This window comes from Streptomyces polyasparticus, from assembly GCF_014493765.1.
In the GTDB taxonomy this organism is placed as follows: domain Bacteria; phylum Actinomycetota; class Actinomycetes; order Streptomycetales; family Streptomycetaceae; genus Streptomyces; species Streptomyces polyasparticus.
On the sequence record NZ_JACTVJ010000006.1, the window covers coordinates 349,527 to 369,223 of the forward strand.

Here is a 19,697-nt window from a genome sequence, read left to right on the forward strand (position 1 = left end):
AGGAAAGTAGACGGCTTTGGCCGAGCCGCCAATAGCTATGACCGGACTCGCACGAACTTTGTCCTGAGTGTGGATAAACGAAGATCCCGTCGCTACCGTGTCCCCGTCCCTGGGGGCACTCATGCCTCATCAACCTCCGTAGCTGCATGGGGAGTTCGCAGATGACCGAGCAGGCGGCCAGCAGTCCCGAGAACCTCGGCAGACGTGTCTTCAATCGGCGGTTGCTCACCGGCGGAGCGGTGGTGGCCACCGGTCTGACATCGATGTCGGTGGCCGGTTCGGCAAGCTCGGCCTCCGCGGAACTCGAGGTGCCGACCGCTCCGGCGGGCGGGACCGTCAAGCACATGAAGCTGTACGTCGAGGCGCTGCCCGACGGGCAGTTGGGCTACGGCCTGGAGAAGGGCAAGGCGTCCATACCCGGCCCGCTGATCGAGATGATCGAGGGCGACACCCTGCACATCGAGGTGATCAACACTCTCGACATGGACGTGTCCCTGCACCCGCACGGCGTCGACTACGAGATCACCAGCGACGGCACCCGGCACAACAACTCCCATGTGGAACCCGGGGGTTCGCGTACCTACACCTGGCGCACCCATGTGCCGGGCCGCCGCGCGGACGGCACCTGGCGCGCCGGGAGCGCGGGCTACTGGCACTACCACGACCACGTCGTGGGCACCGACCACGGCACGGGAGGGCTGCGCAAGGGGCTCTACGGTCCGCTGATCGTGCGCCGCAAGGGCGACATCCTGCCGGACAAGACCTTCACGATCGTCTTCAACGACATGACGATCAACAATCTCAAGACGGGTCCGGACCTCAAGGCCACGGTGGGCGACCGCGTGGAGATCGTCATGATCACGCACGGCGAGTTCTACCACACGTTCCATATGCACGGTCATCGCTGGGCGGACAACCGCACGGGCCTGCTCTCCGGCCCGGAGGACCCGTCACCGGTGATCGACAACAAGATCACCGGGCCCGCGGACTCCTTCGGCTTCCAGATCATCGCGGGGGAGCGCGTGGGGGCGGGGGCGTGGATGTACCACTGCCACGTCCAGAGCCACTCCGACATGGGGATGGCCGGATTCTTCCTGGTGGCGAAGCCGGACGGGACGATCCCGGGGCATGACGGGGGTCATGTGGCGCACGGTGCGGAGTCGGGAGGGGCGGCCGAATCGAAGACGTCGGGTGACGCCGGGGAATCGGACGGCTCGAAGTCCTCGGGCGACGGGAAATCCGCTGGTGACGACGCCGGAGCGGCGCACCACCACTGAGCGCTCCCGTCCACTTGGGCGGTTGCGGGGCGGTTGTCAGTGGCCGGTGCCAGACTCGGGAGCGGCAGGGCAATGGGACCCCACAAAGGAGTGGATCATGCTCACCACCCGTTTCGTCACCGGCTCCCTCGTCTGGACCGACCTCGGCACCCCGGATATCGCGGCCGCCAATGCGTTCTACGGAGGTCTCTTCGGCTGGGAGGCGCAGGCCGCCGAGGAGTTCGGGGGCTATGTGACGTATCGCAGCAACGGAAAGGCGGTCGCCGGCGGGATGCAGGTCCCGCCGGAGGATGCCGCGCCGGCCTGGGGGATCTACTTCCAGACCCCCGACGCGGACGCGACCGCGAAGGCCGTGGAGCAGGCCTCGGGCGCCGAACTCATGGCGCCGATGGACGTCGGTCCGCTCGGGCGCATGGCGCTCTTCGGCGACCCGGCCGGCGCCTCCTTCGGGGTGTGGCAGCCCGGCGAGATGAAGGGGTTCGAGCTCGTCAATGAGCCGGGCTCCCTCAACTGGGTGGAGCTCTACACCACCGATGTCCCCGCGGCCGCCGCGTTCTACGGCTCGGCGCTCGGGCTCGCGACCAGCGCGGTCGACTTCCCGGGCGGCTCGTACACGACGGTCCACCCGGCGGGCGCGGACGCCGAGGGGATGTACGGAGGGCTCGTCGACCGGACCGACGACCCGGTCGAGGCCGAGCGCAAGCCCCACTGGCTGCCGTACTTCGAGGTCGCCGACGTGGACCAGGCCGTGGCCAAGGCGCGTGAGCTCGGGGCGAGCGTGCAGATGGAGCCCACGTCGATGACAGGTGTGGGCCGGCTCGCCAAGATCACCGATCCCTTCGGTGCGCGTCTCGCGCTGATCAAGGGCGATCCGGACCAGGCGTGACGTACTGCTCGGGACCGCTCGGCGCGAGGTGCGCCGCGTCGCTGCCGTGGCCGTCCCGGGCGGTGTGCAGTGCTGGGCGCGATGTGGGGGCCTCCCGCGACGGTGCGGGAGGCCCCCACATCCGTGCCGGTACCCCTGCGTAATGGGTGAAATGTCCGAGATGCGATAATCGGGGAGTGCCGTCCGGGCCGAAGTCACGCACCGCACCGCAGCGCGGCCGCGCCCCTACGGCGAACCCCTCGCCCGAGCACCGGGAGCCCTCGATGTACCCGATCCGCATAGAGACCAGGCCCGTACGCGACGAGGACCCGGTGACGCGCCTCGATCCGAAGGGCGCACCCTTCGAGGAACTGGCCGCCGCCCGCATCCAGTTGCTCGGCGGCGCGGAACGTCGGGCACATGCGTACGAGGACTCCGAAGTGCTCCTGACCGGAGTCGACGGCGAGGTGGAGGTCGGCGACCCCGGGCGCGGGCAGATCACGCTGCGGCCCGGCGCGTGTGTGATGGTCCCCCGTGGGGAGCTGTTCACGCTGGCCAACCGCACCAGCCGGCCCGCGACCCTGCTCGCCGTACTCACCCGTGGCGCCGCGGCCGACCGCCTGCCGCGGGCGAAGCGCACCACGGCCCGCGACGGACGCCACCTCAAGGCCGTGGCCTGACGGCTTTGTGCGTCTCGGCCCGGACAGCACGGCCTTCCACCACACTGGGCTCCCATGAACCGCCGCACCCCGCCGGACCACCCCGCCCCGGCCGCGCTGGCCGAGGCCGGTGAGCGCAATCTCGCCGAGCACGCCTGCCATCTGCACCGCGGCCTGCCGGGCGCGAGCGTCCTCGAGTCCGCGGATCTGGTGATCGCGGACAGCGGGCTCGCGGACGACACCTTCAACATCGTGGCCGCGGCCCGCTTCGCGCCCGACGTCGCGGACCTCCGTATCGCGGAGACGCTGGGGGAGCTCCGTAGAAGAGGGCGCCCCTTCTCCTGGTGGGTCGGACCGGCCTCGGCGCCGGAGTCGCTCTCCGACCTGCTCGGCGCCGCGGGCCTGCCTGCCGGCGAGCAGGAGAGCGCCATGTGGGCCGAGCTGGACGACTCCCTGCCGAAGCCGGTGCCCGACGGCCTCGACATCCAGGCCGTCCGCACTCCGGCCCAACTCGCCGACTACTCCGAGGTCCTGTCCGCCAACTGGTCGCCGCCTTCCCTCACGGTGCCCACCTTCTACGGGCGTGCCGTCGAGCGGGCTCTGGCCCCGGAGAGCTCCGCGCGCTACCTCGTCGGCTACGAGGAAGGGCGGCCGGTGGCGACCGCGGAGGTCTTCCTGCATGCGGGAGTCGCGGGCCTGTACGACATCTGCGCCCTGGCCGCCCACCGCCGCCGCGGCCACGGCGGAGCCCTCACACTGGCCGCGCTGCACACCGCGTCGGCGCTCGGCTACCGGGTCGCCGTACTCCAGGCGTCGGCGCAGGGTGAGCCGGTGTACGAGCGGCTCGGCTTCCGGGTGTGCGGGCGCTTCACGGAACACGCGATCGCCGGGAGCTGACCGCTCGGAGGCGGCGGAACCCCGGGCTGACCGCTCGGAGGCGGCGGGACCCCGGGCTGACCGCTCGGAGGCGGCGGGACCCCGGGCTGAACGCTTGGATGCAGCGGGACCCCGGGCTGACCGCTCCCGGGGCGTCGGCTCAGCCCTGGAACTCCGTGAGGTCGATGCTGTGAATCTGCAGCGCGACGTCGTACTCGGGGTGGGTCGTCTCGTGCTCGGCGACCATGCCCAGCTTGTCGATCACGTTCGCCGAGGCTTCGTCGCCCACCCGGCTGATGCTGATCACGCGCTCGAGGCCGCGGTCCTGGAGCGCGAACTCCAGCGTGGCGTGGGCCGCCTCGGACGCATAGCCCTGGCCCCAGAACTGCGCACCGAACCGCCAGCTGATCGCCACGTCCGGCATGACCTCCGGCAGGAACTCGGGCAGGGAAAGACCGGTGAATCCGGCCAGCTCGCCCGAGCCGAGGAGCTCGATGGCGAAGAGCCCGAACCCCTCCTCGTCCCACTCCTCCTCCCACTGCTCGATGTCCTCTGCCGTCTGGTCGAGGCCGCGCACCGAGCCGTCGTCGATCCAGCGCATGACCCGGGGGTCCGCGTTGATCTCCGCCATGGGAGCGAGGTCACTGTCCTGCCAGCGGCGGAGGAGGAGTCGGGGGGTGCGGATCTCGGTCATGGGCCCATCTTGCCCAAGGCGGCGCCGGCACCGGTAATCGGCGCCCGCCGTGAGCTCTCCGTGACCTGCGCCCCTGGCCGCCCGGCGTGCGCGTCGGTCGCTCGTGGGTCGCGCGTTGATCGCTCGTTGAGCGAACGTTTCGCGCCACCCGCGATGGTCATCCCATGCCCCGCACCATCGCAGCCACCCCCACACCCACGGCGGCCGCCGAAGCCCAGGCGCAACCCGCCCCGGGCCCACTCCTGCCCGGCGCCCGGCCCGCCTGGTACGAAGACGCGCTCTGTGCGCAGACGAGCCCCGAGTTCTTCTTCCCGGAGCCCGGCAGCTCCGTGAGCGAGGCCAAGCGCATCTGTTCGTCCTGCGCGGGCCGCGCCGCGTGTCTCGACTACGCACTCACCCACGACGAGCGCTTCGGCGTCTGGGGAGGCCTCTCCGAGAAGGAGCGGCACGCGCTCAGACGCCGAAACCTCGGCCTCACGCGTACTCGACCGTGAATCGCCGCATCCCCGCCGGTATCCGCACATCGTCCCCGGCGGGCGCCACCGGCTCCCCGTCCACGGTGACCCCCGTGACCGGTCCGAACCTGCAGGGATACACGAACCGCACGCCCTGCGGCGCCCGCAGGATCTCCACGTCGACCCGGTGCTGCCCGGGCCGATGCGTCAGGCGGTAGCCGAAGTCCCCGCCGAACAGCGTCGGCGCCCGTTCGCACCCGATCGTCTCGCCCTCGCCGAGCCAGTGCGGCCGCACTCCGGGCGCGATGTACAGATGCGGGTCGCGGTCCTCGTCCGCCTCGAAGAACAGGATGTCGCGCAGCAGGAGCAGATACTCCGCCGCGGCCCAGCCGTGCGGGATGTCTCCCATGTACCAGGGCCTGTACGGCACTTCGGCGAAGTCCGATGCCACGGAGTACGCGTGCTGCTCGTTCCACGCGCCGAGTGCCGCCTCCTGCCCGCCCGTCCTCGGGAAGGCTGCGGCCACGGTCCAGCCGAGCAGCCGGTCCGTCTTCTCCGGCTCGCCCGCGAACAGATAGGCGTGCGCCAACTGCAGGGTCAGATAGGGCCCGTACGCGTTCCAGGCGGCGTCGTGCCGGAAGCCGCCGGTCACGAACCGGGCGTACATCGTGTCCAGCGTGTGCCGCGCGGCCCGGTCGACCTCGTCGCCCAGCTTGCTGCCCATGTGCAGCCGCAGCGGATGGAAGTACGCCGCCGCCCCGATCATCGTCGAGTCGCGCCGCCCCACGTCGCCAGGGCCGGTCGGGATGTACGTCTCCCACTCGCCGAGCCGGTCGCGTTGTTCGCCGAGCACCCACCGTATGGAAGCGGCCGTCGCGGCCTTGAGGTCGTCGAACGCGCCCCACAGCTCCGCCACTTCGGGCGCCCCGATCCGCTCCGCGAGCCGCGCTGCCTCGTACAGACCGGCCAGGCCCCACAGGTCGTCCCAGTAGTGCGGCTTGTCGCGTTCGCCGAGGTGTTCGGCGCTCCAGCCGCTGTGCAGCAGCCCGAACCCGTCCCGGTTGTCGCGCAGCCAGCGCGCACCGTCCCGCACGTACGGGAGGTAGAGCTTCGCCCCGAGGCCGCTGCCGCGATACGTGCGGTCGTAGCGCCCGATCGCCCACAGGGCCTGCCCGTTGGAGTCCCATTCCCGGTCGTCCCGCTCGTGCGGCCCGCCGAAGAACCCGTACTCGGCGCAGGGCCCGATCCGGCCGCCGCCCCGGTTGAACTTCAGCGGATAGTGCGTGCCCAGCTGCCGCTCGGCCAGCGTCTCGTCGCCCACGAGCGAGCAGGCGGTGGCCTCGACGGAGGAGTCCCGTATCCAGAACGAGTCGTAGACGGTCGGTCCCGGATGGATCTCGCCGTGGTCGGAGAGCACGAGCAGCTGGGCGCGTGCCTGCCCGAACAAGGCGCCCAAGTGGCCTACCTCGCCGGGCAGTTCGGGCTGTAGCCCGCTGCCCTTGATCTTCTGCTCCCAGAACGCCTCGTGCGCGGTGTGCAGCTCGTCCGCGTCCACGGAACGCAGTTCGTCCAGATCGGCGGGCCCCTGGAAAAAGTCGACCGGGAGTCGCACGGTGATCCCGAACTCCTCGTCGCCGGAGACCCGGAAGGGCCAGGCGAACGCCGCCGAACACAGCCCGGCGATCTGGTCCTCCGCCTGCAGCGCCCCGTTCAGCTTCCCGCCGTGCGCGAGATCGTGGAACGGGCTGCGGACCAGGTAGCTGTCCGGATCGTGCGAGTGGTCCGGGTTGCCGTACACACCGAACTGCTCGGGCGGGGAGTCGAAGGCCGGTCCCCATCCGGTGTTCGTCTCCACCAGGGCCTGGTCCGCGGCGTACCGCAGCTGCGTGATCCGTCGGTCCGTGAGCAGACGCCCCTGGCGGTCGTGCCGCTGGAAACCGCTCGGCCCCGCGGGCACGACGGCGGCGCACAGCCACCCCTCCTTCGGCGCGCCGTCGCCGGAGCGCGCACTCGCCTGGACGACGGTCACGGCCCGCTGCCGGGGGCCGACCGGGGCCGCGAAGATCCGCTCGGTCAGCGTCACGTCGTGCCCGGCCCGGTACGTGCTCACGACGGTCGGCACATGGGGCCGCGGCATCCGCTGCTCGACGGCCGCACCGTCGGCGAGCTGGGGCAGGTGGGTGAGCCCGGAGACCGGGTCGTACAGGAAGAAGGTCAGGACGTACTTGTCGTACACCGGCTCCACCTCGCCGGCCTGCCCGATCAGACTCTCCTGCCGGTGGTCCTTGACGCCCACCATGTGCCAGTACCGGTACAGGGCGTTGGAGGCGAACGCCGCCTCCTTCGACTCGTACGTCCCGCGGTCGAAATCGTCGCTCCACGCCCGGAACGCCTGCCGCGCCCACCACGGCACGGGCAGCGACTGCTGCGTCCACCCGCGCCACATGACCTCGTAGAACATCCACTCATGGGTCTGTGCCATGGGGGGCACGGTGGCACCGGGTGGGGGGTTCGTAAACGGGGTGGTTCGGCCTCATTGCGGGAGTTCCGGGGTGCGTGGCCGGCCGGTTGTCCCGGCATCGGGCCCGCGGTGGGCACGCCGTAGGATGACCGCGCTGTCCGGGCGTAGCGCAGAGGCAGGCGCACCGTCTTGCCCAGACGGGATACGCCGGTTCGAATCCGGTCGTCCGGGCGGCTCGGAGCCGGTGGCTGTTCGCCACGGCCCGGGGGGATCCCGTCGCGCAGAGGCAGGCGCACCGCCTTGTCAGGGCGGGTACGCCGGTTCGAATCCGGCCGGGATCACACAGAGAGGCGGCGGGGGCAGGTGGAGATGGCCGGAAACGGTGCCGGGGCCGGCGCGAGTGATCCGGAGAGCGCGGACCGGGCGGCTTCCGGCGGGGACGGTACGACTGCCGCCGTGCACCTGCCTTCCGCCCGTGCCCGCGATGCGGCGGCCGTGGACCTGACCGCTGCCGAACTCGCCCAGTACGACCTGCTCGTCGGAAAGCTGCGGGCGCTGCCGGTGGACCATCCGGTGCGGCTGCGGGCCGAGCAGGTCGCGGCCTCGTTCGCGCGCGACGGCCGGCTGCGGCGCCGCAAGGCACGCGGCGCCGAGCGTTTTGCCGGTGACGCGCAGTTGATGGCGCGGACCGCGACCGGTGCGGCCGACCGCCGTGAGGACGCACCTCTGCCCGACGACGGCGAACAGGCCGCCGCCGTCGGCCTGTTGGGGAAGCCGCGGACGTGTTACGTCTGCAAGTCGCCTTATCGCGAGGTCGACTCCTTCTACCACCGGCTCTGTCCCGGCTGCGCCGCCGAGAACCGGGCACGGCGCGTCCTGAGCACCGATCTGACGGGGCGGCGGGTTCTCCTGACCGGTGCGCGGGTCAAGATCGGTTTCCAGCTGGCCCTGATGATGCTGCGCGACGGCGCGCAGCTCACGGTCACCAGCCGGTTTCCGCACGACACCCTGCGGCGGTTCCGCGCCGCCGAGGGCAGTGACGTCTGGCTGCACCGGCTCACCGTCGTGGCCGTGGACCTGCGCGATCCCCGCCAGGTGCTCGGCCTGTGCGAGCGGCTCAGGACGCAGGGCGCGCCGCTCGACATCCTCGTCAACAACGCCGCCCAGACCGTACGCCGGCCGCCTCAGTCGTACGCACTCCTCAGCGCGGGCGAGACGGACCGGCTGCCGCCCGGAGCCTGGGCCGCGCCCGGATTCCGTCCGATGCGGGAGCTCGAACCGGGGGTATCGGGAACCTCGGGAGCGTTGGAACTGGTGCTGCGCGAGGTCGACGAGGCCGGGCTGCTGGCCGATCCCTCGCCCACCAACTCCTGGTCCGCCAAGCTGGGTGAGCTGGATCCGGCCGAGGTCCTGGAGACCCAGCTGGTCAACGCCCTCGCGCCGGCGCTGCTCTGCGACCGGCTGCTGCCCCTGCTGCTCGCGTCCGCGCATCCGCGCCGCTACATCGTCAACGTCACGGCGGTGGAGGGCCGGTTCGCCGTACGCAACAAGACGGCCGGCCATCCGCACACCAACATGGCCAAGGCCGCGCTGAACATGCTGACCAGGACCAGCGCGGCCGAACTCGCGGAGCAGGGTGTCCACATGTGCGCCGTGGACACCGGCTGGATCACCGACGAGAACCCGGCGCCGAAGAAGAGCAGGATGGCGGGGGCGGGCTTTCGCACCCCGCTGGACATCGTGGACGGTGCGGCGCGTGTCTACGACCCGATCGTGCGCGGGGAGGCCGGCGATCCGGTGTCCGGAGTGTTCCTGAAGGACTACCGGGAGGCGGCGTGGTGACCGGTCCGGACGGCGAGCCCGGCCGTCCGCAGGACGCTCCCGAGCCGGCCTTCGCAGGGGTGCCGAGCGTGGTGCCCCGGCCTCTCGCCGACCTCACGCCGCTCCTCGACTGGCTGCGCGGTGGCCGGCCGGCCGGCGAGCGACTGGACTTCACCGCCGGTACGGCGCTGCCCGACGGCCGCCTCGACCTGTGCAAGCAGGCACTCGGGCCGGAAGGTGCGGCCCTGGTGGCCGACGCGCTGCGGGAGTCGGCTCGGGACCGGCGGACCGCGCCCGGAACGAGCCGGGACGGCCAGGTTCCGCAGCGGCCGGACCGGACCTCGGACGGCGACCACGGCGCCCCGGTACGGCATGTGCTGCTCGGCACCGACGGGCTCGGGGACGAGGGCGCGGCCGCGGCCACGAGAGCGGCGGAACAGGGTCAGGTCGAGACGCTGTACCTGGGCTGCAACGGCATCACCGCCCCGGGCGCCTGCCGTATCGCCGACCAGTTGCGTGCCTCCCCGACCGTCGTCGCCGGGATCTGGCTCAAGCGCAACCCGCTGGGGCCCGCCGGCGGACGCGCGGCGGCCGAACTGATCGAGGCGATCCGCACGTTGCGCACCCTCGACCTCGTCCAGACCGGACTCGATCCGGCCGGTCTCGCCCTGCTCGTGGACGCGCTCGTCGCGGCCGACGGGCAGGGGCGCACGGTGGAGCGGCTCTTCGTCGGGGGCAATCCGCTGGGAGCCGCCGGTGGCCGGGCGCTCGGTGCTCTGGTGTCCGCGGGCGCCGTCGGCGAACTGTACGTATCCGCCGCGCGGTTGGGCGACGAAGGAGCACGGCATCTTGCGGTGGCCCTCGGCCGTGCTCCGTACGGCCGCCTCACGCGGCTCTCCGTGGCGAGCAACGGAATCGGACCGCGGGCCGCGGCCCTTCTCGTGTCGGCGGCGGCCGCCTCCGGCGTGGAGGTGCTCGACCTCGGCCGGGTCCGCGCGGCCCGCACCCTGGGGGCGCGGGACAACCAGCTGGACCTGGCCGCGGCCAGGGAGGTGGCCCACGCGCTCGCGGGCCAGGAGCACCGCCTCGCCCACCTCGTCCTGAGCCACACCGGGATGCGCAGCCGGGAGGCGCACCAGCTGCTCGACACCGCACCCGCCGCCGTCAGCGCGACCCGCTTCGTGCTCGGCTCCTCGATCGCGGCGAGCGTGAAGCGGCGGCTGAACGAGCTGAGCGCCCATGTGCCGCCGCCGCGGGTGCCCGAGGCGGTCGCCGCCGTACGCAGCGTGCACCGCACCGCGCCGCCGACCGAACTCTCCTGACGGAGGAGCGGCGAGGCCGGCGCGGAGCGGTCAGCGCTTGCGCAGGGAGACGAACACCTCCGTCCAGAACCGCTGCTGCTCGGGCGCCGCGCCGACGAGATACGTGGCCCTGAGCTTGGCGGGCAGCAGCGCCGCGAGCCGCACCACCGCCTTGCGGTGCCTGCGCAGCTGGGACAGCTCCGCATTGGCGAGCACCTGGTGTACGACGTCCGTGTCCGCGGCGCCCTCGCTCGACTGCGCGGCCGCCTTGCGCAACCGCTCCTCCCAGCCCGTGAGATCCCGGGCGAGCTCGCTCAGCCCGGTCACCTGCCGCTGTGCGAACCGGTCCATGAGCGCGGTCAGCGGCACCGGCGCGTACTCGCCGTCACCGAGGTAGACCGTGGCCATGTGCAGCGGAAGTCCCTTGCGGTGCAGCTTGATCAACCGCTCCAGGGTGCGCTTGGTGATCCACGCACGGCCGTCCTCGTCGATGTCGTGCTTCCACCACTCGAGGACCGTCTCGGCATCGGCACCGTAGCGGCGTATGAGCCACTCGTTGGCAGGGATGTCGCCCGGTTCGACCGTCAGCGAGGCGGTGAAACGGGAGGCCTGCGCGATGTTGTTGCGTGCGACCAGCAGCTTGCGGCCCAGATGGTACGGCGGGTTCTGGACCGCGATCTGTGCCCGCAGGTTCGCGATCCGCCGACCGGCGAGCGACCACTCCTGGGTGATCTCCATCAGCTTCGCGAACGCGGCCTTGTCCTTGGGCCGGTTGTACTCGTCCCACACGATCGCCTTGGGTTCGGGACCGTGGAAGCAGGCGGCGAGGAGGTTGTCCAGGGTACCGTCGGCCGAGGGCACCGGAGCGCACAGGTCCTCGACGTTGGTCACGGGCAGCGAGAAGTACAGCGCATCGCGGCCGCTGAGCCCTTCGCGCACCGTCTCGCGTACCAGCTCCGTCTTGCCGCAGCCGGGCGGGCCCTGGAGGAGCACCGTCCAGCGGTTGCGCAGCGCCGCCCGCACCACCTGGCGCACGGGATCGGCGATACGGGAGGGGTTCGGCACGCCGAGGGCCTCGGCGATGCGGTCGAGGATCTCGGAGGTGCGGTTGCCCGCCCCCTTGGCGCCGTCCTCCTGGAGCCGCAGCCGCTCACCGCCGACCAGCGGCAGCCCCCAGCGCAGCGGAAAGCCCTCGCGGGCGTTGGCCAGGATGTGGTCCAGGGTGCGGGGCGAGAGCAGCTCGCGCAGCCCCGGACCGAGCGAGGCCCACACCGCGAACACTCCCGACAGGTCCCACTGCGGGTACTTCGCCGACAGATGCGCCCGCCACGCGGTGTCATTGGCACCGATCCGCAGCGTGACCATCCGGTCGAGCAGCGCGAGATCACTGCGCCGGGCCGAGGTCTCGGCCAGCGACTCGTTGTCGGTGAGGAAGACCCCGATGCAGCCGAGCGCCCGCAGATCGTGCTCACCGAGCGTCCAGTCGCAGGCGATCTGCATCAGCTGCGACTGGATGGTGTCGCCGGCCTGCAGCGAGTCGTCGATGAGCAGCACGAACGGCCGGCCCGGCTTCAGCTGGCTCATCACCAGCTGGCGCAGCACCAGTTCACCGGTACGCGGATCGCGCACCGGTGCGTTCACCAGGAGGTCGTCCGGCGTGAGATTGGCCGCCGGCACGTACACCAGCGTCGCCTCGGGGCGCGCCTGCTCCACGTACGAGAAGAACGTGGCCGTCTTGCCGATGCCGTGCTCGCCGAAGATCTGCCCGGTCTGCCCGAGGTCGATCATCGCCTCGATGAACTCCTCGAGGCGGGACGAAGGCCGCCGTACCCGGGCCGGCTGCTCGGTGGTGCTCGTCATCTCGATCCTGTCGTGACGCGATGGCAGTCCATCGCGGGGGAGTGGGTCTCGGGCCAGTCGTGGCCCCCTTCGGTGATCAGCCAGATCCACGCGTCCGGATCGGCGGGGGTGACCGGGGGCGCATAGCCGTCCGTCAGGACGACCACCGCGTCCGGCCGCTCGTCGAAGGGACGTCCGTCGATCGTGGTGCGGCCCTCGACATAGTCGACGACGGCCTGAAAGCTCGTGCCACCGCCGCCGAGCACCCGCTGACCTGGCTCGAACGGCCAGACCTCGGCGTCGAAGGCGAGCCAGTGCGCCTCGACCCCGTCGATCTCGCCGACGAGCGTGGTCAGCCAGTCGATCACCTCGTCCGGCATCGAGCCCGAGGTGTCGTAGGCGATCACCAGGACCTTGTGGCGCACCGGGCCGCGGCGCGAGAGCGTCGGGTCCTGGCCGAGCGCCGCGAGCAGCGCACCGCGCTTCTTCGGATATACGAGCCGCTCACCGTCGGCCAGTTTCGAGCCGAGCACATCGACCAGCCAGCGCTGCCACCAGTCGATCCGCCCGGTGCGGGCGGTCTCACCGCGCAGCACCCCCGCGCCCAGGTTCCCCCAGACCTTCGCGGCGCCCGCGGCGTCCTCCGTGCGCCCCATCAGATCGAGCAACTCCTGCTCGGCGGCGCGGTGTCCACGGCGCGCGGCCAGCAGGGAGTTGAGCAGTACCGAGGAGGCGACGGCGCCGACGGTCTCCGGGTCGGCGGGCAGCGGACCGTGGGTGAGGTGCACGCAAAGCGCGGCGGAGGCGACCGGCGGCTGCTTCATCCGGCTGAGCTCGCCGTACACCCGCATGTCCGTGTCCACGAAGGCGTCGTACAGGAGCGGCGCGAGCCCTTGGGCCTCCAGATCGGCCACGTACAGCGCGTGCACCTGCCGCGGGTCGATGCCGGTCGGTACGTCGCCGACCAGCGGAAGGCCGGTGCGGCCGAGCCGTATCAGTGCCACATGGTTGATGGCGACTTCGGCCGCCAGCTCGAAGACGGGGTCCTGCCGCAGCTCCGGCTCGGCGAACAGATGCCGGTGCACCAGATGCCGCGCCTCGTGGAACAGCACGAACTTCACGCCGTCCAGGCCGAGTCGGACGAAGAACTCGGGGTTGAACAGGAGCAGACAGGTCCCGTCGCCGGAGGCGACGACGGCCGCCGTGTCCACCGCGGTCGTCGGCAGCTGATGCGGGCACTTCGCGTACAGCCAGGACGCGACCGCCGACTCGGTCAGACCGAAGTCGAGCAGCGCGGCCTCCTTGAGCCGCACCGCCTCCGCGACCGTCTCCGGTGCCGCCGGGCGATGGCGCTCGACGGCACGGCGGTCGGCGAGATCGATCACATGCCGTCGGCGCCCCTGCACGCCCCACCCCCCCCCCGTGGTGTTCCCCTGCGTCATTGGTATCAGCGGCCTGTGACAACGGGCCAAGGGTTTATGCTCCGCGGCAAGGGGCGGGGGCGTAGCGCAGCGGCAGTCGCACCGGTCTCCAGAACCGGATCACGCTGGTTCGAATCCAGCCACCCCGCCCCCCCTTCCGAGATGTCCTGTCCAGCCGCCGCCTCGGCCCCTGCACCCCCTGGTCAGCCCCCGCCGCAGCTCCTGCACGTCCTGTTCAGCCCCCTGCCACGGCCCCCGCGGTGATCACCAACTCCTCCACGCCACCCCGGAATTCCTGCACCAGCTGAGCGAGGACGGCCCACGCCTCGGTGTCGTCGGCCAGATACTCGCGTACGAGTGGACGCAGCGCATCCGAAGCGTCGGCCAGACGTTGCGGGAACAGCCGGTGGCCCAGGGACAGCACGGCGAGCACGTTCAGCGCCGGAACGTGGTCCAGGGCGAACTCGACGGGGGAGTCGAACGCCCCGGCCGCACGCACCCTGTGGTGGAACTTGGCATGCGTACCGAACTGCCGGCGCAGCGCGGGCGGGCAGTCATGGCGCACCGCAAGCGCCCAGCGCGCGAATCCGGGCAGCGCCTCCTCGCGGTCCGCGTCCGTCACCGCCGCCCAGTCGTGCCGGTCGAGGACCATGGACGCCGCGGTGCGGCCCTGGGCCCGGGTGCGCGCCGCCCGCAGCGTGCCGATGAGGCCGAGCTCGTGGAAGCGCCCCGGCAGGGGTGCCTCCTCGACGCCGCGGTTCAGCCGCGGTGAGACGGGCAGGACGGCCCGTTTCGCGTCGGGGGCGCACGGCACACCGCGCAGGATCTGGCGGCGGATCGCATTGTCCGCGGAAGGGTGCAGGCAGACCAGCACATTGAGTTCGGGGTCGTCCTGCTGCATCACCCAGTGCAGTACGGAGACCGGCAGCCGGTGTGCCATGAGCCAGGAGCGGCGCACGGCTTCCTCCTCCCGGCCGCGGTCGCTCGCGTCCTGGGGAGCCACGCCGATGCGACGCTCGATCCGGCCGGCGTCGGCCGGATCGGCGAGCGAGAGCAGATAGGAGACGGCACGGTCGCGCGCGGTGGTGTACGCCATGGGGCGCATGATGCCGCAGGCCAGGGGCCGTTGCGTAGCGAGTTCCGCTCCGCTGGATGGCGGCTTCCGTGCTGCCGGCGACCCGGCCCCCGGGGCCCGCGGGCGCCGGGAGCCGCGGGAACGGCAGGAGGGGCGGACCGCAACGGCCCGCCCCTCACCGGAACTTCAGCACTCAGGCATTCGCCCGAGCCAGGATCCGCGCCTTGCGCGCGGCCAGCTTCTCGTCGAACTTGGCGGCTTCCGCGTCCAGGCCGTTCATGAACAGGCCCAGTTCCTCCTGCGCCTTGAGGCCTTCCGGACCCAGCCCGTCGATCTCCAGGACCTTGAGGAAGCGCAGCACGGGGGAGAGCACGTCGTCGTGGTGGATGCGCATGTTGTAGATCTCGCCGATGGCCATCTGCGCGGCGGCGCGCTCGAAGCCCGGCATGCCGTGGCCCGGCATACGGAAGTTCACGACCACGTCGCGGACCGCCTGCATGGTCAGGTCAGGGGCGAGCTCGAAGGCGCTCTTGAGGAGGTTGCGGTAGAAGACCATGTGCAGGTTCTCGTCCGTGGCGATACGGGCGAGCATGCGGTCGCAGACCGGGTCACCGGACTGGTGTCCGGTGTTGCGGTGCGAGATACGGGTCGCGAGCTCCTGGAAGGCCACGTACGCGATCGAGTGCAGCATCGAGTGGCGGTTGTCGGACTCGAAGCCCTCGGACATGTGGGCCATGCGGAACTGCTCGAGCTTGTCCGGGTCGACCGCACGCGAGGCGAGCAGATAGTCGCGCATCACGATGCCGTGCCGGCCCTCCTCCGCGGTCCAGCGGTGCACCCAGGTGCCCCAGGCGCCTTCGCGGCCGAAGAGAGTGGCGATCTCGTGGTGGTAGCTGGGGAGGTTGTCCTCGGTCAGCAGGTTCACGACGAGAGCGATCTTGCCGATCTCGGTGACCTTGGACTGGCTGGGCTCCCAGGCTTCGCCGTCCTCGAAGAAGCCGGGGAAGTTGCGGCCGTCGGACCAGGGGACGTACTCGTGCGGCATCCAGTCCTTGGTGACCTTGAGATGCCGGTTGAGCTCTGTTTCCACGACCTCTTCCAGCGCGTACAGCAACCGGGCGTCGGTCCAGCCGGTCGGACTGCCGAGGTGGGGCGAGGTGAGGGTCACGGGTGCTCCTGGGGACTGGGGCAGGGACGCGCAGGCAGGCGGCGGAACGCCTTACCTACGGGCTCGTAGGTTACGAGACCGTAGGTTAAGCGCCGCATAAAGGAGATCCCTGATCAGGGGCCCTCGCTGTCCGTTTTGTCCCGCCCGTGGGGTACGTGAATGCTCCTGGGGCAGCCACTCGCGTACCCCTGGCGCGTCAGTTCATGGCCATCAGCTCCCGTACTTCCGCCGGGGAGGTGTCCCTCAACTCGCCGTCGAGCAGCAGCCATCGGGTGATGCCGATCGATTCGAGGAAGGGCAGATCGTGGCTGGCCACGATCAGAGCTCCTTCGTACGAGTCGAGTGCGCCTGTGAGCTGACGCACACTGGCCATGTCCAGGTTGTTCGTCGGCTCGTCCAGCATCAGGAGCTGAGGCGCCGGATCGGCCAGCATCAGGGCCGCGAGCGCCGCACGGAACCGTTCGCCGCCCGAGAGGGTCGACGCGAGCTGGTCGGCTCGTGCGCCCTTGAACAGGAAGCGGGCCAGGCGCGCCCGGATGCGGTTGTTGGTGGCCTCGGGCGCGGCCAGCGCCACGTTCTCGGCCACCGTCCGTGCGTCGTCGAGGACATCGAGCCGCTGCGGCAGGAAGCGCAGCGGCACATGCCGCTCCACCTCGCCCGCGACCGGATCGAGTTCGCCGGTGATCGTCCGAAGGAGCGTGGTCTTGCCCGCTCCGTTGCGCCCGATCAGGGCGATCCGCTCCGGTCCGCGCAGCTCGAACTCGCCCTTCACCCTGGACCCGTAGGCCAGCTCCAGGTGGTGCAGGCTGAGCACTGAACGCCCCGGCGGTACGGCCGTGAACGGCAGATCGACACGGATCTCGTCGTCGTCGCGTACGGCCTCGACCGCCTCGTCGAGCCGCTCCTTCGCCTCCTTCAGCTTCTCCTCGTGCATCATGCGGTGCTTGCCCGCGGAGACCTGGGCCTCGCGCTTGCGCGCGTTCATGATGATCTTCGGTTCGCGCTTCTGCGCATACATCTTGTTGCCGTAGCGCACCCGCTTGGCGAGCTTGACGTGCGCTTCGGTCAGTTCGCGCTTCTGCTTCTTGAGGTCGCCCTCGGCGACCCGCACCATGCGCTCGGCCGCCTCCTGCTCGACCGCGAGCGCCTCCTCGTACGCGGTGAAGTTGCCGCCGTACCAGACGACTTCACCCGCGCGCAGATCGGCGATCTGGTCGACCAGATCGAGGAGTTCACGGTCGTGGCTGACCACGATCATGACCCCGGACCAGGCCTCCACGGCGGCGTACAGGCGGCGCCGCGCGTACAGATCGAGGTTGTTCGTCGGCTCGTCGAGCAGCAGCACGTCGGGCCGGCGAAGCAGCAGCGCCGCCAGTCTGAGCAGCACGGACTCGCCGCCGGAGACCTCGCCGATGGTGCGGTCGAGGCCGATGTGGCCGAGCCCGAGCTGGTCGAGCATGGCGATGGCGCGCTCCTCGACGTCCCAGTCGTCGCCGACCGCAGTGAAGTTCTCCACGCTCGCGTCGCCCGCCTCGATGGCGTGCAGTGCGGCGCGGGTGCGGTCGATGCCGAGTGCCTCGTCGACCTTGAGCGTGGTGTCGAGCGTGACGTTCTGCGGGAGGTAGCCGACCTCGCCGGCGATGCGGATGGCACCGTCGGACGGCGTGAGCTCACCGGCGATCAGCTTCAACAGGGTTGATTTCCCTGATCCGTTGAGTCCGATCAGACCGGTACGGCCGGGCCCCACGGCGAGCTGGAGCCCGTCGAAGACCTCGGTCCCGTCGGGCCAGGTGAAGTCGAGCGCGGTGGCGGAAACGGAGGTGGGGAAAGTAGACATACGGGCTGCCTCTCGAGGTCGCATGGGTGATGGGCGACGTACGAGACACCGCGGGCGACGGATCGGGGAGGCCGGGCGGGGCGGTCCGCGAGGAACCCGGTGAGGGGCTCGGGGACGTCTCAGGGCAACAAAAAAGCCCTGTTCCGCGAGAAGACGGCTCGGATGCCGAGGTCGCACACGACGCGCACAGTGAACGGGCACTGCATCAGGCGCGGTCGGTGTCTCAGGACCTCAGACGAGCAACGTCCTTCTCCAATCGGCGGCAACAGAAGCCCTTACACCGTAGAACGGGTCTCGCCGGGGTGTCAACCGATCTCTATCGTGACCGGTGACGCCCGCCCGAGGGAGGCCGCCATGGCCCACGGCTCGCTCCCACTGCCCGTCCAGCTCTATCTGCTCGCGTACGACACGACGAAGCCGCGCCTGACCGCCACACTCCAACTCCCTTTCCTGGTACGGGCGGCAGCGCTCACCGAGCTGGTGCAGTGCGGGTTGCTGACGGAGCGGGACGGCGCGGTGCGGGTGGTGGACGACGCCTGTACGGGGGATCCGGTGCTCGACGGCGTTCTGGAGCTCATCGCGGCGTCGCGGCCGCGCCCCTGGCGCGCCTGGGTGGCGGTCCGCAGCGGGGCCACGCTGGATGCCGTACGACGGCAGCTCGTCCTGAGCGGATATCTGCGCGGCACCCGGCGGCGGGCGCTCGGGGTGTTCGCGTACACGGAGTACGAACTCGACCGGGCCGGCTTCGTCGAGGACCTGCGCGCGGAGCTCCGGTGGGTGCTGCACGGGTCCGAGCCGGTGGACGAGGTGTCCGTACGGGATGCCGCGCTCCTTTCCCTGGCCGCGGCCGGCGGGTTGCGCACGGTGGTGGGTGCGGGGGAGCGGCGGACGTACCGGGAGCGGATCGAGCAGCTCGCGGAGCGCAGCGCTGCGACGGACCCGGCGCCGCGCGCGATCGTGCGCGAGGTCAGACGCGCCATGGTGCTCGCCATCGCCTCGGTCACGGGTGGGGCGCCGTCCTGAGGCGCAGTCGTCCGGGTCGCGACGGTCGATGTCGGATTTCTGCCAGCGTGAGCGTCAGGTGCTTGATTGGGTGAGGGCATGACGAACACCGCAGCACTCATCGCCAAGGCCCGCGCCCTGCAAGCCCTGCACATCCCCGGACAGCCGCTGGTCCTCGCCAACGTCTGGGACATCCCCTCCGCCCGTATCGTTCAGGACGCCGGGGCCACCGCCCTCGCCACCACCAGCTCGGGCGTCTCCTGGGAGCTGGGGGCCGCGGACGGCGATCATCTGGACCGGGACCGCGCGGTCGAGGCGGTACGGCGGATCGCCGGGGCGGTCGAGCTGCCGGTGAGCGCCGACATCGAGCGGGGCTACGGCGAGCTGCCCGCGGACGTGGCGGAGACCGTGCGCGCGATCCTCGGGGCCGGCGCGGTCGGCATCAACATCGAGGACTCGGTGGGCGCCGGGCTGCGACCCGCCGAGGAGATGGCCGAGCGGATCGCGGCGGCACGTGCGGCGGCGGACGACGCGGGGGTTCCGCTGTTCGTCAACGCGCGGACCGACACGTATCTGCGGCAGGTGGGGGAGGCGGACGCACGGCTCGCGGAGACGCTGCGCCGGGCGGCGGTCTACCGGGAGGCGGGCGCCGACGGGATCTTCGTGCCGGGCGTCGTGGCGCCGGGCACGGTCAAGGAGCTCGTCGACGGGATCGAGGCGCCCCTGAACATCCTGGCGGGACCCGGGGCTCCGGACGTACGCGAGTTCGCGGGGCTCGGCGTCGCGCGGATCAGCGTCGGCGGGCGGATCGCGGAGGCCGTGCACGGCCTGGTACGGCGGGCGGCCAAGGAGGTCCTGGCCGGCGGCGGGTACACGCAGATGGCGGACGCGATGGAGTACGGGGAGCTCAACGAGCTGCTCGGCTGAGGGGCCAAAGCCCGCGGCG

At 71.2% G+C, this 19,697-nt stretch carries 16 protein-coding genes and 3 tRNA genes; 12 read left to right on the forward strand and 7 right to left on the reverse strand.

The genetic code is table 11. From position 1 onward, the window contains the following. Positions 1-161 precede the first annotated feature (161 nt). The 4 genes from H9Y04_RS13510 (at position 162) to H9Y04_RS13525 (ending at position 3,698) form a co-directional block, all read left to right on the forward strand. Entirely contained in the window at positions 162-1,277 is a 1,116-nt protein-coding gene (locus tag H9Y04_RS13510) for a multicopper oxidase domain-containing protein (protein WP_187814058.1), read from the forward strand. 97 nt (positions 1,278-1,374) lie between these two features. After that, on the forward strand, positions 1,375-2,163 hold the full coding sequence (locus tag H9Y04_RS13515; protein ID WP_187814059.1) for a VOC family protein: 789 nt from the start codon (positions 1,375-1,377) through the stop codon (positions 2,161-2,163). 176 nt (positions 2,164-2,339) lie between these two features. Beyond that, positions 2,340-2,822 carry a cupin domain-containing protein gene (locus H9Y04_RS13520; RefSeq protein ID WP_187814060.1) on the forward strand — a complete coding sequence of 161 codons (483 nt, stop codon included), beginning with the start codon at positions 2,340-2,342 and terminating at the stop codon, positions 2,820-2,822. 54 nt (positions 2,823-2,876) lie between these two features. Then, positions 2,877-3,698, forward strand: a complete 822-nt coding sequence (locus H9Y04_RS13525) for a GNAT family N-acetyltransferase (protein ID WP_187814061.1) — start codon at positions 2,877-2,879, stop codon at positions 3,696-3,698. A 139-nt stretch (positions 3,699-3,837) separates the two neighbouring features. Here H9Y04_RS13525 and H9Y04_RS13530 read toward each other — a convergent pair whose 3' ends face one another. Next, positions 3,838-4,371, reverse strand: coding sequence for a GNAT family N-acetyltransferase (locus tag H9Y04_RS13530; protein ID WP_187814062.1), 534 nt, complete (start codon positions 4,369-4,371; stop codon positions 3,838-3,840). 164 nt (positions 4,372-4,535) lie between these two features. On the opposite strand from H9Y04_RS13530, the gene H9Y04_RS13535 reads away from it, so the two are divergent. Further along, positions 4,536-4,865, forward strand: coding sequence for a WhiB family transcriptional regulator (locus H9Y04_RS13535; RefSeq protein WP_187814063.1), 330 nt, complete (start codon positions 4,536-4,538; stop codon positions 4,863-4,865). Here H9Y04_RS13535 and H9Y04_RS13540 read toward each other — a convergent pair. Next, on the reverse strand, positions 4,846-7,308 hold the full coding sequence (locus H9Y04_RS13540; RefSeq protein ID WP_187814064.1) for a glucosidase family protein: 2,463 nt from the start codon (positions 7,306-7,308) through the stop codon (positions 4,846-4,848). The genes H9Y04_RS13535 and H9Y04_RS13540 overlap by 20 nt on opposite strands. Positions 7,309-7,445: 137 nt before the next feature. On the opposite strand from H9Y04_RS13540, the gene H9Y04_RS13545 reads away from it, so the two are divergent. The 4 genes from H9Y04_RS13545 to H9Y04_RS13560 all read left to right on the forward strand — a co-directional run bounded on the left by H9Y04_RS13545 (position 7,446) and on the right by H9Y04_RS13560 (position 10,430). Beyond that, positions 7,446-7,518 (forward strand) — tRNA-Gly (locus H9Y04_RS13545). Between the two features lie 38 nt (positions 7,519-7,556). Next, positions 7,557-7,628, forward strand: a tRNA-Asp gene (locus tag H9Y04_RS13550). Positions 7,629-7,743: 115 nt separating this feature from the next. Next, positions 7,744-9,129: an SDR family NAD(P)-dependent oxidoreductase gene (locus H9Y04_RS13555; protein WP_308800970.1), complete on the forward strand. Its 1,386-nt coding sequence runs from the start codon at positions 7,744-7,746 to the stop codon at positions 9,127-9,129. After that, entirely contained in the window at positions 9,123-10,430 is a 1,308-nt protein-coding gene (locus tag H9Y04_RS13560) for a leucine-rich repeat domain-containing protein (protein ID WP_236070792.1), read from the forward strand. Before H9Y04_RS13555 ends, H9Y04_RS13560 begins: the two co-directional genes overlap by 7 nt. Positions 10,431-10,460: 30 nt before the next feature. Here H9Y04_RS13560 and H9Y04_RS13565 read toward each other — a convergent pair whose 3' ends face one another. Both H9Y04_RS13565 and H9Y04_RS13570 read right to left on the reverse strand, forming a co-directional pair. Further along, entirely contained in the window at positions 10,461-12,269 is a 1,809-nt protein-coding gene (locus tag H9Y04_RS13565; RefSeq protein WP_187814066.1) for an ATP-binding protein, read from the reverse strand. Beyond that, positions 12,266-13,690: a vWA domain-containing protein gene (locus H9Y04_RS13570; protein WP_187814067.1), complete on the reverse strand. Its 1,425-nt coding sequence runs from the start codon at positions 13,688-13,690 to the stop codon at positions 12,266-12,268. The genes H9Y04_RS13565 and H9Y04_RS13570 overlap by 4 nt, the downstream gene beginning before the upstream one ends. A gap of 53 nt (positions 13,691-13,743) precedes the next feature. Between H9Y04_RS13570 and H9Y04_RS13575 the strand changes: the two genes are divergently transcribed. Beyond that, positions 13,744-13,819 (forward strand) — tRNA-Trp (locus H9Y04_RS13575). Between the two features lie 85 nt (positions 13,820-13,904). On the opposite strand, the gene H9Y04_RS13580 is transcribed toward H9Y04_RS13575, so the two are convergent. The 3 genes from H9Y04_RS13580 to H9Y04_RS13590 all read right to left on the reverse strand — a co-directional run bounded on the left by H9Y04_RS13580 (position 13,905) and on the right by H9Y04_RS13590 (position 17,749). Continuing rightward, positions 13,905-14,765: a hypothetical protein gene (locus H9Y04_RS13580; RefSeq protein WP_187814068.1), complete on the reverse strand. Its 861-nt coding sequence runs from the start codon at positions 14,763-14,765 to the stop codon at positions 13,905-13,907. A 172-nt stretch (positions 14,766-14,937) separates the two neighbouring features. Further along, positions 14,938-15,912 (reverse strand): acyl-ACP desaturase, encoded by a 975-nt coding sequence (locus H9Y04_RS13585; protein WP_187814069.1) that lies wholly within the window; start codon positions 15,910-15,912, stop codon positions 14,938-14,940. 196 nt (positions 15,913-16,108) lie between these two features. Then, positions 16,109-17,749: an ABC-F family ATP-binding cassette domain-containing protein gene (locus H9Y04_RS13590; RefSeq protein WP_187814070.1), complete on the reverse strand. Its 1,641-nt coding sequence runs from the start codon at positions 17,747-17,749 to the stop codon at positions 16,109-16,111. Between the two features lie 354 nt (positions 17,750-18,103). Between H9Y04_RS13590 and H9Y04_RS13595 the strand changes: the two genes are divergently transcribed. Both H9Y04_RS13595 and H9Y04_RS13600 read left to right on the forward strand, forming a co-directional pair. Further along, a complete protein-coding gene (locus H9Y04_RS13595) occupies positions 18,104-18,772 on the forward strand; it encodes a GOLPH3/VPS74 family protein (RefSeq protein ID WP_187814071.1) in 669 nt (222 codons plus the stop codon). A 78-nt stretch (positions 18,773-18,850) separates the two neighbouring features. Further along, positions 18,851-19,678, forward strand: a complete 828-nt coding sequence (locus H9Y04_RS13600; protein ID WP_187814072.1) for an isocitrate lyase/PEP mutase family protein — start codon at positions 18,851-18,853, stop codon at positions 19,676-19,678. The last annotated feature ends 19 nt before the right edge of the window (positions 19,679-19,697 follow it).